Below are 16,577 nucleotides of genomic sequence, written 5' to 3'. Positions count from 1 at the left end.
CCCTTCAACATTTGCTGAAGGGTGTTTTTTCATACTTATTCTAATTGGCCAAGCGATACACGGAACCAATCTTGTCGCACATCCTATCCGTATCTTCCCCAACCTTCGGATTGATCAGTTCAGCATAGACTTGTGTGGAAAGAATCGATTTGTGTCCTAATACTTTTTGCAAAGTTTCTAACGGCATGCCTTTCAATATAGCCAAAACTGCAAAGGTATGTCTCCCGATATGAGGGGTGATATTTACATTACAATCACACTTTTTCCCTAAAACCTTAAAACTACTTTTCATGGTTTCATAATCACCGACGGGGAAAACGCAATCAGGAGAATCTTTCTTTTTGTTATCACCCTTATACTTTTCTACAAGTTCAATTGCTATAGGTAATAATTTCACGACGTATGCTACGCCTGTTTTTATACGGTTTCCCATGAGCCATGTGCCACCATCAGAATCTGTATGGATATTCTTATAAGTAATTGCTTTCAGATCTGCGAAGGCGAGGCCTGTGAAGCACATGAAAAGTAGCATGTCACGCATAGCCTGCTGACGTTTATACCTCAATTCTACATGTATAAGCCTCTGCAGTTCTTCTTCAGAGAGAAATGAACGTCTTTTATATCCCGGCTTACATCCAAAACCCGTGAAGGGATGAACTTTTATTAAACCTTTCTCTTGAGCGATATGCATTAGCCATTTCATGGTATTAACACGTCCGAATGCTGTAGAACTGGCCGAGCCGCATGTGCCCAACATCCAATTATAATAGTCTTCAATAAAATCTTTGTCAAGTTCATCAAGTGCAATGTCCTCAACATTCTTTTTGTCTTTCAAAAAAAGCAATGCGCTCTTATAATCGGCTACTAAACCAAGATAGGTGCTTTTTGCCTTTTCCTTGCCTACTTTCTCCTTGTATGACTCAAGCTGTTCCCTGAAAAGCTCCATAAGGGTGTGGGAATCTTCTTTAAAACCGACATAGCGGCTATAGACTTTCTTGGCTGTGACAAAACTGTCATGATCGCATATGTATTGGTAATGCTTGGCAATTTGGGCTTTGGCATTATCAAGTTCCTGGTTTAACATTCTAGCTTCTTCGGATTTCCCTTTAGCCCTATTAGCTTTGGCGTCCCATAAAGAAATAGACACCTCCTTCTTACAGCTAAAGCAAGCTGTGGTCTTGTTGATGGTAATACGTCCCATTACAGGTACTTTACCATTCTTAATCGATTGATTTTTAGTGTAAAACAACACTCTGAATGTACTTCTCATAACTCAACTTTTTTAGTTACAAATTTAATTACTGTTGAGGTATTTGAAGTTATGAAGAATAATGCAATATATTGAAAACTAATGCCTTATATCCGATTAGTAGGCAAATTGGAAGAGGTAACAGATAAGTAACATAACTCACTCCCAAATATGCTCTATTTAGCTTTATTCACCACATCCGATTAAAACATTAGTTTTATAACTATTTGAATTTTAATAGGTTTGCACTATATTTGCGCATCTTGAAAAAACACTTTGTTTCACACCGAGAAACCAATGGTTTCACCGTATGGAACTAACAGTTTCAAGGCATGAAACTAGAAGTTTCAAACTAGGGAACTAAATTTGAAACTATTTCTTAGTAATCCGGAACCAGTCTACATCTGCCCATCCTCCGTCGTTAGTAACGATAGCGGGGCGTGTGCAGAACATACCGACCTTAGCACCGATCCATTGTCCTTCTCTTGCCTGGAAAGGATTGCCTAGTGGATGATACTTCTTTCCATCGAGGCTATAGCTGAAGTTGCACATCACAATGAGGTCATGTCCGCCTTCGCTACCCTTGATTTTCTTGCCATCACAACTGAAACGAACTTTCAGGTAAACTGTATTTTGAGAAAGATTAACAGAAGCATTTGCCTGTTCCGGTTTTCCTTTATCCGCTCTTTTACATTCAACTTGAGATAAGATCAAACCTTTATCTGTATTTTCCAGAATGATTCCGGCATAATCTCTGCCCATAACAACAAGTCCGGTGCGTTCACCTTTAAGTTTAGGATTAGGGCTGAACGTAAGTTTCATTGTTGTGGTGAAATTATCAGAAGGAGTTTTCTGCAAGAGCAGGTTGGCTACATCCCACAAATTCTTATATTCTTTTAAAACTGGATAAGAATATAACCTCACATAACTCTTGTCGCCTGCGTAATAGGCCCATTTCTCATTGATGTTAGCATGCCATTGCCATTGTGGAGAAAGTGTATATCCGTCGAACTCGTCACTTTCCTGCGGAGTGCAGATAGGATATGTCTGACCTACATTCGGCTTCTTGTAAGTCAAGACAGGTTCGCCACAGCCGTCACCGTCTTTATCGATACCGATCACAGGCCAGTCGTTCACCCACTTCATCGGTTGGAGATGCATGATACGTCCGTAAGCGCCGACATCCTGAAAGTGGAGGAACCAGTCTTCTCCGGTAGGAGTATCCACCCATGCACCCTGATGAGGACCGTTGATCGGAGAGTCACCTTGCGCGAGTACTGTTTTCCATTCGTAAGGACCGTAGATGTTTTTAGAACGTAGTACGACCTGCCAGCCTGTCGGTACACCACCTGCCGGATGGAAGATATAATAATAGTCGTTTCTCTTATACATTTTAGGACCTTCGCAAGTTTGATGTGCTTCGTGACCGTCAAAAATAATACGAGAAGGAGTGAACGCTGCATTTGCTTCCGCATTCAGTTCGCAGATAGTGATTACACTTTTCAGTCCGGCACGGCTTCCTGCGTATGCGTGTACCATATATACTTTTCCGTCTTCATCCCAAAACGGACAAGTGTCAATGATGCCTTTTCCCGCTTTCACCAAGACCGGTTCGCTCCACGGACCTTTCGGATCTTTGGCTTTCACCATAAAAGCTCCCTGGTCGGGATCTCCCCAAAAGATATAGAACTCACCGTTGTGGTGACGGATAGCCGGAGCCCAGACACGATTGCCGTGTTCCGGCCGTTCCGGAGTTTCGATAGGAGGGAGGGCATTGGGAACTGCAGCACCGATGATTGTCCAGTTGACTAAATCTTTGGAATGAAGGATTTGCAATCCCGGCAAGCAGTTGAAACTGGATGAAGTCATATAGAAATCATCCCCTACGCGACAAGCGTCCGGATCGGAGTAGTCGGCATAAAGTACCGGATTTTTGTATTTACCGTTTCCGAGGTCGGAAACCCATACTTCAGATACATAGTTCTTCTGTGCTACTGCGGTGAAAACCGTTAATAAGCAAAAGGCTAAAGTCTGTGTCAATCGTTTCATGTTATAGATAGATTATTTATAGATATGATTCGTTGGTTTTATCTGATGGCAAAGGTAAATAAAAAGACTCTGCACAAGGAGGAATATTTGTGCAGAGTCATAGAAAAATTGGTAGAAACCTCGTAATTTTTGTTTAGTTGTATTTGTTTCTACCCTATTTATTGGTGCGGTTATCTTTTATTTTCACTGTCACCGGATGAGCCAGCTCTTCTTTCCATTCGCGGAGATGAGCAAACCATGCTTCCGGTGTTTTATATCCGAATGTCTCTTTCATCGAAGTGAAAGTAGTGTGATACTGGAAATATTTATTTCCCGGAGCGGTAATGGTATAAAGGAAATTGGCTTTATCCTTTTCTTCCGATTTTACATAACGTTGAGGGATACAAGTGCCCAGCCCTACAGTTTCTTTGGCATATTTCACGGTGTCGTTGACCGGCCAGTCTGTTCCCCAACTTCCTACGAGTCCTTTATGATCGGAGAAAGATTTGGAAGTACCTACGATGTCTTGCACACCTGTGCAGAAAACTTCTTTATTGAGCGGTTCGTCAAAAAATGTTTCGATATGAAGATCGCGATGTCCGGCATAAAGCGTGTAGCGTGTCATCATATCCAGTTCCTGATCCTGATATTTCCATCCGGTCACTTCAATTTCTGCAATCACCCGCACCGGTCCATAAGAGATGATACGTTCTGTACGAGTGTCCACCGGAGTGATATGCGTTGCTTTTTGTCCGTCCCAACCTTTCAATGCGCCCGGTCCGCAGCTGTCGAACACACGAAGTACGTCATCTCCGAATCCTTTAGCTAACTGTTCATCCGTCGGGTAGAACTGCGATTCTTTGATCTCCAGTCCTTTGTTGAACTTGCCGTAAATATCCGGTGTCTGTTTCTCATTGAAATAAAGACGATAGCCCACCAGCTCCGATTCCAGAACCGGACCGTGCGGACGTACCATGCTGTATATATTGCTGGTGCCGGGAACGGTGATAGCCTGTACCCGTTGATGTTTGCCTTTCCGGTTGTCTACTATAAACATATCGGCATAAACCCGTTCCGGATAAGTCTTTGCACTTTTCTCCGAAGAGAGTGTAACCTGGAATATTTTTCTACCGTGAGCAGGGAGGTCGGTCACAAAGACCAGTTCGTCCATCTTGCGGTCTCTGTTCAAATCGTCCAGCTGCGATGGTATTTCCTTTGTTCCTTCCATGACAACAGCGGATTTAACTTTGAAGCCAGCGTGCAACTCATGCAGATTGATAACAACCGGAGCATCCGCTTTGACCTGATTCCAGTTGTTTTGTACTTCAATTGTGATGGTTTTCTCCTGTTTCTGCGCCTGGGCAGACAGACTGAAAGCTCCTAAAAGGAAAGTAAAAATAAAAAGATTCTTCTTCATGATTTTCTAAGGCTGAAATTATACGTCGTATTTCTCCTTGCAAAAGTAACAGAAAAAATAGCAGACTGTCTATCTTTTGAAAAGATTATAGTCTGCTATTTGAGCTTTTTACTCTATATAATGATATTGTGGTTTTCTTTTTGCAATGAACTTTATTTGAGGCTTAAAATTTCTTCTTTCGCTCCCAATTCTTCATAAACCTTTCCGTCTACGGTCAGATTCTTAGCATTTTTGACATTTAATATATTGTTGCCTTTGGAAGACTCTACATATACATTCTCCAAAGTAACTCCGTCAACTTGGCTGATAACAACGCCGTCCGTAGCTTCTGTCATCACGACATTCTTAACGGTAATATTGCTGATCGGCATTTCCGGCAAACCATTGAAGAACATGGCACGTCCCGAACCTCTACAAACAATATTAGAGATATGAATATTGCAGAAAGCGGGTGTTTCTTCCGTTACCGGAGGAATACTTGTCTTCATGCGGTTCAGCAAATCCTCTTCCGATTCTTCGCCGGCACCTTTTCCACCGTAGAACAAGTCGAACAACAACGGTTCGTTCGGAATGTTAATCATGTTGATATTATTGATGTAGATGTTTTCTACCACACCGCCACGTCCACGAGTGCTCTTGAAGCGCAAACCTACGTCTGTGCCCATAAATGTGCAGTCTTCTACATAGATGTTCTTCACACCACCCGACATTTCACTGCCTACTACGAATCCACCGTGTCCGTGCAGTACCGTATTATTTTTAACGATAACGTTCTGGCAAGGTTCACCGCGACGGCGGCCGTCTTCATCTTTACCGGATTTGATACAGATAGCATCATCTCCCGCATCGAATACACTATTAATAATGAGCGCGTTCTTGCAAGATTCCAGGTCGATGGCGTCACCATTCTGGGAATACCACGGATTGATGACCATGATATTATTTACTGTGAAATCTTCGCAGGACAAGGGGTGCAGACACCAGCTTGGTGAGTTTTTGAAAGTAACACCTTCCAACAGTACTTTCTTGCTTTTGACGATGCTTAACAACACCGGGCGCAACCACGGACGGATTTCAGCCCATTCTTCGTCTGTATTGATCCCTTCGGGTACATTGAAATCTTTACAAGCCATTGCACCTTTCAGTGAACCGGCCGTGGGGTACCATATCTCTTGTTTTTCATCAAGAACACCTCCCGAGTTTACTAGCTTTTTCCATTGTGAAGCAGTCAGTTTGCCTTTTTTTACCGGACGCCAGCAGTCGCCGTTCCCGTCAAATGTGCCATATCCTGTGATAGCGATGTTCTCTGCATTGCGTGCGGAAATAGGCGATTGGCAACGACGGGTTTCCAATCCTTCAAAAGAAGTGGCAATGATAGGATATGCCTCAAAATCACCGGTGAAAAGCACCAATGCATTCTGTTCCGTATATAAATTCACGTTGCTCAACAGTTCGATAGGTCCTGTCAACCAGATGCCTTCCGGGATAATCACTTTACCCCCTCCGCGTTGATTTACCTCTTTAATAGCATCGTTGATTGCTTTGGTATTCAGAAACAGACCATCGCCTTTGGCTCCGAATTTCTCAATGTTCACCTCGTAAGCAGGAAAAACCGGTTGCTGTACTTTGGGCATTTCAAAAGGTAGATTCTGGTAGAGAGCGTCACTGATGGAGCTTTCTTTTACGGCAGTCTCGCTTTGTTTACATCCTGATGAGATAAACGGTAAACAGGATATGGCCATCCAGAAGAGTCTTTTTGTCAATGTGTTCATTTAGTAACTTATTTCTATAGGGTTATACATCTATTGTTTTTCTTGGTAGTTGGGTGATGATTAATGAGGGCGATTTCATAATTCTTATGTCCTTCCGCAGGCGATCTGTCGCAGGCAGCCTGCAGGAGAGGAATAAGACAAATTCATGTTAACCTAATTCTAACCTTAAATAAATATTATGAAAAAACCTCTTAATTATCGATTGCAAAGATAGGTGGCAAACCCCAAGAGGATGTGGACTAATTGATAGAATACGTGTATTTTTTGTCATTTCTGTCTATTATTTGCACACTTCTCGTGTTTTTATGCAGAAAGTTCCTATCTTTGCACAAAATTTAACTATTAAAAGATATGAGTTATAACTTGTTGAAAGGAAAAAGAGGTATTATCTTCGGTGCTTTGAACGATCAGTCTATTGCCTGGAAAGTAGCAGAGCGTGCCGTAGAAGAAGGTGCAACTATTACATTATCAAATACTCCGATGGCTATCCGTATGGGAGAAGTCGACGCTTTGGCCCAGAAATTAAATTGCCAGGTTATTCCGGCAGATGCCACCAGCGTAGAAGATTTGCAAAATGTATTCAAGACCTCCATGGATATACTGGGTGGACAAATTGATTTTGTACTCCACTCTATTGGTATGTCTCCCAACGTGCGCAAGAAACGTACTTACGATGACCTTGACTATGGAATGTTGGATAAGACATTGGATATTTCAGCTGTTTCATTCCATAAGATGATTCAGTCGGCCAAGAAATTGAACGCTATTGCTGATTATGGTTCTATCGTTGCTTTGAGCTACGTGGCCGCGCAGCGTACTTTCTACGGCTACAATGATATGGCAGATGCAAAGGCATTGCTGGAATCTATTGCACGTAGCTTTGGTTACATCTACGGACGCGAACATAGCGTACGTGTGAACACTATCTCGCAGTCTCCTACATTTACTACTGCCGGTTCGGGCGTGAAGGGTATGGATAAACTGTTTGATTTCTCCAACCGTATGTCTCCTCTCGGAAATGCTACGGCTGACGAATGTGCCGATTATTGTATCGTGATGTTCTCCGATCTTACCCGTAAGGTAACTATGCAGAACTTATTCCATGACGGTGGATTCTCCAGTGTAGGTATGAGTCTTCGTGCCATGGCTACTTACGAGAAAGGACTCGATGAGTATATGGACGAAAATGGTAACATCATTTACGGATAAAAGATTATGAAACTACGGATCTCTCTTCTTATTATTTTAATTAGTATGCTTTTCGCCTCCTGCGGGATAAGCACGGGAAAGGGTATGGAGCAGAAGGAAGAGGAGATTTCTGTTCTAAGATATGATAAGCTGTTGAGCGAATACGTTCGCTCCAACAGCTTTTCTGCTATGCAGAAGTTGACGATGGACTATCGTATGCCGACGAAAATCCTGATTGAGGATGTATTGTCTATCGGTACGGTGAAAGATGATACCATTTCGCAACGTCTGCAGAAATTCTATTCGGATACGACTTTAGTCCGTTTGCTTAGCGACGTAGAAGCAAAGTATCCTAATCTGGATGAGGTGGAAAAAGGACTTAACAAAGGATTCCGGAAACTGAAGAAGGAAGTGCCTGATACGAAAGTGCCCTTTATCTATTCGCAAGTGTCTGCCTTCAACGAATCTATTATTTTGGTGGATTCTTTATTAGGGATCAGTCTTGATAAATATATGGGGGAAGATTATCCTCTTTATAAGCGTTTCTATTACGATTATCAATGTCGCTCGATGCGTCCGGAACGGATTGTGCCGGATTGTTTTGCTTTTTATCTTTTGAGCCGTTACGGAATGAACTATCATGAGGGTACTTGTTTGATTGACTTGATGATGCACTCCGGAAAAATCAACTACGTCGTGCAAAACTTATTAGGATATAGTGATATCGGCGAAGCGATGGGATATTCTAAGGAGGAAAACGACTGGTGTAAGGAGAATGAAAAGGAGATATGGAATTATATCTGTACCAACGATCATCTGCATGCACGAGACCCGATGGTGATCCGCTATTATATGAAGCCTGCCCCTGCTGTCGATATGTTGGGTGCTCAAGCTCCGGCATTAATCGGAACATGGATGGGAGCAAGAATCATCGCTTCTTATATGAAAAAGCATAAGGACATGAAACTGAAAGATCTCCTGGAGTTTACTGATTATCATGTGATGTTAAGTGAATCCAACTATCTGGCTTCCTAAACTGTTGCATTTTTCAATTTTTAATTAGCGTCGCTCAAAACCTTATTTGATTTTTAATATTAAAGTATAGTCTTAATTCTCAATTTAAAAAGTGGAAACTGCCCTCTATTTGTTGCCCGTGACGTTAGGTGATACGTCTATTGAAAAGGTATTGCCTTCTTATAATAAGGAGATCATTTCTGGTATCCGGTATTTTATAGTCGAAGATGTTCGTTCTGCCCGGCGTTTCCTGAAAAAGGTGGACCGGGAGATTGATATTGATGCATTGACATTTTACCCGTTGAACAAGCATACTTCTCCTGATGATATTTCCGGTTATCTGCAACCTTTGGTGGGTGGAGCTTCAATGGGGGTTATCTCCGAAGCTGGTTGTCCGGCAGTAGCTGACCCGGGAGCGGATGTGGTTGCTATCGCACAACGTAAAAAGCTGAAAGTGGTTCCTTTGGTCGGACCTTCTTCCATTATCCTTTCCGTGATGGCTTCCGGCTTTAACGGACAGAGTTTTGCGTTTCACGGTTATTTGCCGATTGAACCGGGAGAACGTGCCAAGAAACTAAAAGCACTGGAGCAGCGTGTGTATGTTGAAAATCAGACGCAACTTTTCATTGAGACGCCTTACCGGAATCATAAGATGGTAGAGGATATTTTGTTGAATTGCCGTCCTCAAACAAAGCTCTGTATCGCTGCCAATATTACTTGTGAAGGAGAATATATACAGACGCGTACAGTGAAGGACTGGAAAGGACACGTGCCCGATTTATCTAAGATTCCCTGTATTTTTCTCTTATATAAATAACGCCTTTCAGGTGTTCATATTCATCTTCGAAGCAGCTGCTGAAGAAGCCTTTTCCTAAGTTTTCCTCTATCTGTTTGAAATTCCACAGCTTACTGTTTTTAAAGCGGGGGGTACAAAGGATGGAATCATCTTTGATATCGACAATGAATAGATAGATAAGACGGTTGGTCACTTCATTCTCGAAGTGATAAACGATGTTGAATTCAGGTTTGATACCTTTTTCATGAGGAAAAGCATTGTTGATTAAACGAGTGGCGCCTGCTTCCAGAGATTCTCCGTAGCGGAGATAACATTCCATGGGAATATCTGCTTTTCCTCTATCAAGAATGGCTGTTGATGGCCTGTCGCAAAGGAATAACATTCCGTGAGTGGATATGGCTATTCTTATCACCGGATTGATGTATGCGTTTTTGTAATTAACAGCTTCTATTGCAGGTGTTTTCCCGATCACGTCTCCTTTGGTATTCACAATAGGAACATATTCCGTGTGTGACATTAAATGATTGAAGAAACGGATGGCGATCTGATTGAACAGGATACTCATCAGAAAGACAGTAGGAGGTAACACTTTATAGAGTACAAACATGCTCGTCTTGCTCAACGGGTCTTGGAAAACGATGGTAATGCTGATTATAATAAAATGCAATATACCGAAGATCAAAGCGATACGGGCAGATACAACGGCTGCTTCTGCTCCCTGCGCATATAAACGTTTGTTGCAAGAACCTATCTGTTTTAAGAAATGGTTGATAAACCTTTTCTTATGCATGTAAAGACTTAGCATCGGAATGAGAATACTGACTTCCAGCGTAAGTGGAAGTGCACCGGGTGGAACGTAATCACCAGGAATGAGAGCTGCTACGGATAATAGTGCTAACACTCCGGTTGCTATATAGAGGATAAAATTAGGAATTAACAATCCCTTACGTCGATAAGAAAGGTATATACCTATAATACCTATGCCTGTACCGATGTAAATAGCCGTGTCTTGCGTTATAAGTTCACACAATAAAATGGAAATAATAACGGGGATAAAACCCAGCGACATGTTAAATGCGGAAGAAAGTGTTCCTTTATGAGCCATCTCTATATTTATGTTTATTTGTCGGTTCTATCAATAAAACAAATAGGGGATATGTTTTGTTTGCTAACGAATATGTTTCTCTGCATGGTAGGAGGAACGAACAAGGGGAGCGCTTTCTACGATGTTGAATCCTTTCTCTAAACCTACAGTTTTATATTCTGCAAATTGCTGCGGAGTGATGTATGCTGCAACGGGATAATGCCGGTGACTCGGTTGAAGGTATTGGCCTATGGTAAGAATCTGGCAACCGGTTGCTAACAGATCATCCATCAATGTTTCGACTTCCTCCGGGGTCTCACCCAGTCCGACCATAATGCCGCTTTTAGACTTAACTCCCTTCTCGGAAATGTGTTTGATAACTTGCAGACTTGTATCATAATTTGTCGCACTGCGCACTAGCGGACTAATGCGGCGTACGGTTTCCATATTGTGTGAAATAATGTCGGGACGGGCTTCGATTACCAAATCTAACAACTCCATCCTGCCTTGAAAATCAGGAATGAGCACTTCGATTGTTGTTTGTGGATTCAGCCGTTTTATTTCCTGGATGGTACGTGCCCAATGTGTTGCTCCCAAATCCGGCAGATCATCTCTGTCTACGGAAGTGATGACAGCATGATCCAGTTTCATCAGTGCGATGGATTCTGCGACATGGGTAGGTTCGTTTGCATCTAGCGGGTGCGGGCGGCCGGTTTGTGTGTTGCAGAATTTGCAACTGCGCGTGCAGATGTCACCGCCAATCATAAAGGTAGCAGTTCCTTTTCCCCAGCATTCTCCCATATTAGGGCAACGCCCACTGCTGCATATAGTATGCAAGCAGTGGGAGTCGACAATCCGTTTGGTTTCGGTGTATCGTTCGTTGGCACCAATATTAATTTTCAGCCATTCGGGCTTACGTACTCTGTCCGTCATTATAAATTGTTCAAGAAAAAGTTGGTCAACCGTGTGTATAGGTGTTGGCGGGTATTGCCACCATATATTCCATGATTGCGGTTTGTATACACTTGCATATCAAATTGTTTTCCAAGCTGAACCAACTGCTCGGCATATTCCGCACAATTTTGGAAGTGCACATTATCGTCTGCCATGCCATGCACCAACAACAAGTTTCCATGTAGTTTGTCAGCGCGGGTGAAGGCTGATGATTCCTTATATCCTTCCGCGTTCTCTTTCGGAGTACGCATGAAGCGTTCGGTATAAATCGTATCATAGAAACGCCAGTCGGTGGGTGCAGCTACTGCTACTCCTGCTTTGAATACGGGAGTTCCTTCGCTCATGCTCATAAGAGTCATGTATCCGCCGTAGCTCCAGCCCCAGATTCCGATGCGATCTTTATCCACGTATGGCTGTTTGCCGAGATACAAGGCAGTCTCTACCTGATCTTTGGCTTCTTTGACTCCGATTTTCAGATAAGTGCATTTCTCGAAAGCTTCTCCACGACCTCCTGTGCCGCGACCGTCCACGCATACCACGATATAACCGAGGCTTGCCATGTATGTTTCCCAACTGATTCCCCAGGTATCCAATACTTGTTGAGAGCCCGGACCGCTATATTGATACATCAGTACCGGATATTTTTTAGATGCGGAAAAATTAACCGGTTTCATCATCCAGCCGTTCAACTTCACGCCATCTGTGGTTTGGAAAGTGAAGAACTCTTTTTGTGGCACAGCATATCTGGACAATGTTTGTTTCAATCCGTCATTGGTAATAAGCGTTTTGAGTGTTTTGCCCGAATTATCATTCAGTGTAACCAGCATCGGAGTATTCAAGTTGGAGAACTTGTTCATGTAATACTTCATTGATTTACTGAAGAGCGGTGTATTGGTTCCTACCTGTTGGGATAGTTTGAGCTTCTTGCCTTTCTTGTCTATTTTATAGACAGCTTTGCGCAGAGGGCTTTCTTCATTGCTGGTGTAATAGAAAGAACCGTCTTCTTCATCATATCCCAGAAAATCTTTCACCTCAAACTTACCGTTAGTAACTTTTTTAATCAGATTACCTCCCATGCTATACCAATAGAGGTGACTGTAACCGTCACGTTCGCTAAGCAGGCTGAAATATTCCGGATAGAACTGGATATTATCGAAAATATTCTCCTTGATATAATAAGGAGACTCATCACGAAGTATAAGTTTGCAAAGTGTGGAACGAGGATCGGCAAAGTAAAGATCAAAACGGTCTTGATGGCGGTTCAATGTCATGATAGCCAGTTTATTGGCATCCTTTGTGAAACGGATACGCGGAATATATCCGTCTGCATCCAATGGGAGTTTCATTGTACGGGTGACATGTGATTTGATGTCATACGTGCGTACCTCTACTTTCGAATTCGGATATCCGGCTTTCGGATACTTGTATGTATATTCGCCCGGATAATCTTTTAAAGCATCAATGCGGGGTGCTTGTCCGGCAAATACCGGGAAAGAGTAGGAGGGAACTTCCGACTCGTCGAAACGGATAAAAGCAATCAGCGTATTGTCGGCGCTGAATTCCAAAGCACGGTCGAAGCCGAACTCTTCTTCATACACCCAGTCAGGAATACCGTTGATTACTGAATTCTGTTTGCCATCTTCTGTGACCTGGCTTTCGCTGTTGCCGTAAAGCAACTTAACAAGAAATATGTTATTGTTGCGTACAAATGCAATCATGGTACCGTCCGGAGAAAAGACGGGGACCTGTTGAGGTCCACCGTCAGACAGCCGTTCAATAATGTTGTTTGTCGTAACGCCCTTATCATTTCGTTTCAAAGGGTAAATGTAATGTACAGCTGTGTATGAATGCCTGTAAATAGGTGTTGTTTTAGTAGCAATCAGCAATTTCTGACCGTCGGGCGAGAATTGGTAACTGTCGAAGTTCTTGAAGTCACATTCGCGTGTGGTATTTACATCGAAAATCACTTCTACTTTCTCGCCTGTCTTGAAAGAGTATTTAATGATTTGCGTGCCGTCAGCGTTCATCTGTGTGTAGTGTTCGCCATCAGGCATAGGGATTACTCCCTGAATATTTTCCGGGCGGAAACGTCCGGAGGTAATATCTTTTAAATCGAGTGCCTTTTGTCCTTGTGCCATTCCGGTCAGACAGAGAAGGCAGAGTAATAAAGTGATGCTGATCTTTTTCATCTGCGTTTATAATCGGTTTTGGTTTTAATTCGTACTTGCAAAAGTAACAATAAACTTAGATTCAACAAAGCCTGACCGATTTTTATATAGATTTGATAAGGATTATTGGGTGAGATTCAATATCTTTGTGAAAAGGACTTTAAACATTACCACTATGAATTCAAAAAGAAAAGACTTGCAATATGCTTCTGTCTTCTTATTGGCCGTGGCATTGACGTTCCTGATGGGGAAGGGTGATAATCTGTGGTTGGTGTCATGGGGTGACTTGATACCGAGTTTGTTTGTACTGTTCATAGCAGGTGATTGTTTACATAGTTCCCTGCTTCGTATCAAACGTGGCGAAGAGGAGGGAGGAGCCCGGTGGAGTACTTGTTTCACTTTTCTGGTATTCAGCATTATTTTTATGGGCGACTTATTCTTTATCGGCAACTTTGTTGTCAATAAACTGTGGAGTTAAAAGAGATGTAAATGTTTTGTTCCATAGGTGTTTAATAGTGGACTCTTCTTCTTAACTATAATTATAAAGATTGACGGAGGCACGCTAGTATCTCCGTTTCTTGTTCCGGGTGGAACCATTTTATTTCTTCATCTCTTTTGAACCAGGTCATCTGTTTACGCGAATAAATGCGGGAGTTTTGCTTGATTTTGTCTATAGCAAAGGAGAGTTCCCATTCTCCGTCCAGATATTTGAACAGTTCTTTATAGCCTACTGTATTGAGTGAATTGAGGTGACGATAGGGAAGTACGGAACGTACTTCTTCCAATAATCCTTCCTCCATCATCTGGTCTACCCGACGGTTGATACGGTCATAAAGTTCTTCCCGATCACGAGTCAGGCCGACTTTCAGAATACGGAAAGGACGCTGTTTTTTTTGTTGGGTGCGAAAAGAAGTATAAGTGCGTCCGGTCATATAGCAAATCTCCAACGCATGAATCACCCGCTTGGGATTCTTTAGGTCTACAATCCGGTAATATTCCGGATCTAACAAGCGAAGTTCTGCGCAGAGTTGTTCAAGGCCTTCCTCTTCATACTTTTGTAACATGAGTTGACGGGTTTCCGCATCAACGGTAGGAATATCGTCAATTCCCTTACAGATAGCGTCTACATACATCATTGAGCCACCAGTGAGAATCACGACTTCGTGTTGCGTGAATAATTTCTCCAGAATTTCCAGTGCTTCTGTTTCGTATTGGGCAGCGCTGTAATAGTCTGTGAGGTGGAGCGTGCCGACCAGTTGATGGGGGACACGTTTAAGTTGATCGGGAGTCGGAGCTGCCGTACCTATTTTTAATTCGGCATAAAGCTGTCTCGAATCGGCAGATACAATGCTTGTCTGAAATGTTTCTGCCAAGCGCAGGCTCAACTCTGTTTTCCCCACACCTGTAGGACCTATAAGAACAATGAGAGTAGGCATAGATTTTTAAGTATTAAGTATAGAAGTATTAAGTATTAAAGCGTACGGGACTAAAAAAATATTAGGTATTAACTGCCTGACACTACATAGCAATTAATACCTAATACTTGATATTTAATACTTAAAATTTTTCTTCTTCGTATGGGCTGCTAGTGTCACCACCTATGTCAAATCCTTCCTGATCGAAATCTTCCATGTCGAAGTCCTGGTCTCCATAGAAGTTTTCATCCAGATCAAGAGAACCTCCCGCAGCGGTCATTTCTTCAAAATCTACCGTTTGTTTAGGAGCATCTCCTGATTTCTTGGTACATTTGGCACCATTCATATCTTTTCCGGTAATAATTTCGGATAGTTCGATGAAGAAACAACGTTCTGTTATGTAATCGAATACATATAGCAGTTTCTGTTTTTCGTCTTCTACCAGTTCACTGATAGCAGTGTCTTTCATTACCCAGCTATCTATTTCCGGATTGTCGTCCATTTCTTCTAAGGTTACTTCTTTTCCTTTTTCCCAGTCGTCATCGCAGATAAAGAAAGAAGTCATCTGGTCGTTTGCGTACCCTACTGATTTCAGTATTGCTTCATGGAAGTCATAAAAAGTTGCTTCCGGATCAATTTGTATTTCTCTGACAAAATCGTCAACTTCATCAGATATGATAGTAAATCTGTATATCATAATATGACTATTTTGAACTGTTTATTTAATAATACCACGTTCTGAATTACGGATAAAATTGACTATATAGTCAATCTCCGGGCTCTTTTCGAATTCATCTTCTATTTTTTTCAATGCTTCTGTCGTGTTCAAACCACTTTGGTAGATGATACGATATGCATTGTGAATACTTTCGATCACTTCATTGGAGAAGCCACGACGGCGCAAGCCGATGATATTGATTCCGCTGAAAGCGATCGGTTCGCGTCCTGCAATGATGTAAGGAGGAATATCTTTACTGAAACGGCATCCGCCCTGAATCATTACATGACTGCCTACATGACAGAATTGATGCATCAATACATTGGCGCTGACAATCGCGTTATCATCAATGACGATTTCGCCTGCCATCTTGGTAGAGTTACCGATGATACATCCGTTACCAACCAATGCGTCGTGTGCTACGTGTACACCTTCCATCAATAAATTGTTATTTCCCACAATCGTGCGCCCTTTAGCTGCCGTACCACGGTTGATTGTTACATTTTCACGAATCAGATTATTATCTCCGATTTCGGCTGTCGATTCTTCACCGCGAAACTTGAGGTCCTGCGGAATGGCTCCGATAACGGCACCCGGAAAAATCGTGTTTCCGTTACCAATACGTGAACCGTATAAAATATTGGCGTTAGCCATAATTTTATTGTTGTCGCCGATAACTACGTTCTTATCTATAAATACAAAAGGCGCAATTTCTACATTTTCTCCGATCTTAGCTTCGGGATGGATATACGCTAAAGGACTTATCATGCTTTT

General features: G+C 42.3%; 14 protein-coding genes. 4 read left to right on the top strand and 10 right to left on the bottom strand.

The genetic code is table 11. From position 1 onward, the window contains the following. Positions 1-40 precede the first annotated feature (40 nt). The 4 genes from BSAG_RS00090 to BSAG_RS00105 form a co-directional block, all read right to left on the bottom strand. A complete protein-coding gene (locus tag BSAG_RS00090) occupies positions 41-1,270 on the bottom strand; it encodes a site-specific integrase (RefSeq protein ID WP_004311878.1) in 1,230 nt (409 codons plus the stop codon). Between the two features lie 351 nt (positions 1,271-1,621). Then, positions 1,622-3,298 carry a glycoside hydrolase 43 family protein gene (locus BSAG_RS00095; protein WP_004315697.1) on the bottom strand — a complete coding sequence of 559 codons (1,677 nt, stop codon included), beginning with the start codon at positions 3,296-3,298 and terminating at the stop codon, positions 1,622-1,624. Between the two features lie 154 nt (positions 3,299-3,452). Continuing rightward, positions 3,453-4,694, bottom strand: a complete 1,242-nt coding sequence (locus tag BSAG_RS00100) for a DUF4861 domain-containing protein (protein ID WP_004315696.1) — start codon at positions 4,692-4,694, stop codon at positions 3,453-3,455. Positions 4,695-4,846: 152 nt separating this feature from the next. Then, positions 4,847-6,466: a glycoside hydrolase family 28 protein gene (locus BSAG_RS00105; protein WP_004315695.1), complete on the bottom strand. Its 1,620-nt coding sequence runs from the start codon at positions 6,464-6,466 to the stop codon at positions 4,847-4,849. Positions 6,467-6,817: 351 nt separating this feature from the next. Between BSAG_RS00105 and BSAG_RS00110 the strand changes: the two genes are divergently transcribed. From BSAG_RS00110 to BSAG_RS00120, 3 genes are all read left to right on the top strand, one after another. Next, a complete protein-coding gene (locus tag BSAG_RS00110; protein WP_004301687.1) occupies positions 6,818-7,675 on the top strand; it encodes an enoyl-ACP reductase in 858 nt (285 codons plus the stop codon). A gap of 6 nt (positions 7,676-7,681) precedes the next feature. Next, positions 7,682-8,689: a hypothetical protein gene (locus tag BSAG_RS00115; RefSeq protein WP_004315694.1), complete on the top strand. Its 1,008-nt coding sequence runs from the start codon at positions 7,682-7,684 to the stop codon at positions 8,687-8,689. A gap of 91 nt (positions 8,690-8,780) precedes the next feature. Continuing rightward, complete coding sequence (locus tag BSAG_RS00120; protein ID WP_004315693.1) at positions 8,781-9,485, top strand: SAM-dependent methyltransferase; 705 nt, start codon at positions 8,781-8,783, stop codon at positions 9,483-9,485. Here BSAG_RS00120 and BSAG_RS00125 read toward each other — a convergent pair. The 3 genes from BSAG_RS00125 to BSAG_RS00135 form a co-directional block, all read right to left on the bottom strand. Continuing rightward, positions 9,451-10,569 carry a hypothetical protein gene (locus tag BSAG_RS00125; RefSeq protein ID WP_004315692.1) on the bottom strand — a complete coding sequence of 373 codons (1,119 nt, stop codon included), beginning with the start codon at positions 10,567-10,569 and terminating at the stop codon, positions 9,451-9,453. The genes BSAG_RS00120 and BSAG_RS00125 overlap by 35 nt on opposite strands. 63 nt (positions 10,570-10,632) lie before the next feature. Further along, positions 10,633-11,481 (bottom strand): lipoyl synthase, encoded by an 849-nt coding sequence (gene lipA / locus BSAG_RS00130; protein WP_004315691.1) that lies wholly within the window; start codon positions 11,479-11,481, stop codon positions 10,633-10,635. After that, on the bottom strand, positions 11,481-13,691 hold the full coding sequence (locus tag BSAG_RS00135; protein WP_004315690.1) for a S9 family peptidase: 2,211 nt from the start codon (positions 13,689-13,691) through the stop codon (positions 11,481-11,483). Before BSAG_RS00135 ends, lipA begins: the two co-directional genes overlap by 1 nt. 154 nt (positions 13,692-13,845) lie before the next feature. On the opposite strand from BSAG_RS00135, the gene BSAG_RS00140 reads away from it, so the two are divergent. Next, on the top strand, positions 13,846-14,148 hold the full coding sequence (locus BSAG_RS00140; RefSeq protein WP_008017215.1) for a hypothetical protein: 303 nt from the start codon (positions 13,846-13,848) through the stop codon (positions 14,146-14,148). 61 nt (positions 14,149-14,209) lie between these two features. On the opposite strand, the gene miaA is transcribed toward BSAG_RS00140, so the two are convergent. From miaA to lpxA, 3 genes are all read right to left on the bottom strand, one after another. Next, entirely contained in the window at positions 14,210-15,106 is an 897-nt protein-coding gene (gene miaA / locus BSAG_RS00145; RefSeq protein ID WP_004315688.1) for a tRNA (adenosine(37)-N6)-dimethylallyltransferase MiaA, read from the bottom strand. A 121-nt stretch (positions 15,107-15,227) separates the two neighbouring features. Further along, positions 15,228-15,782 carry an IS1096 element passenger TnpR family protein gene (locus BSAG_RS00150; protein ID WP_004308535.1) on the bottom strand — a complete coding sequence of 185 codons (555 nt, stop codon included), beginning with the start codon at positions 15,780-15,782 and terminating at the stop codon, positions 15,228-15,230. Positions 15,783-15,803: 21 nt separating this feature from the next. Next, positions 15,804-16,571 carry an acyl-ACP--UDP-N-acetylglucosamine O-acyltransferase gene (gene lpxA, locus BSAG_RS00155; RefSeq protein WP_004320906.1) on the bottom strand — a complete coding sequence of 256 codons (768 nt, stop codon included), beginning with the start codon at positions 16,569-16,571 and terminating at the stop codon, positions 15,804-15,806. Positions 16,572-16,577 lie beyond the last annotated feature (6 nt).

Source organism: Bacteroides sp. D1 (assembly GCF_000157095.2).
Taxonomy (GTDB): domain Bacteria; phylum Bacteroidota; class Bacteroidia; order Bacteroidales; family Bacteroidaceae; genus Bacteroides; species Bacteroides xylanisolvens.
Note: the sequence above shows the minus strand (reverse complement) of the source record. Positions and strands in the feature narration are given on the sequence as shown.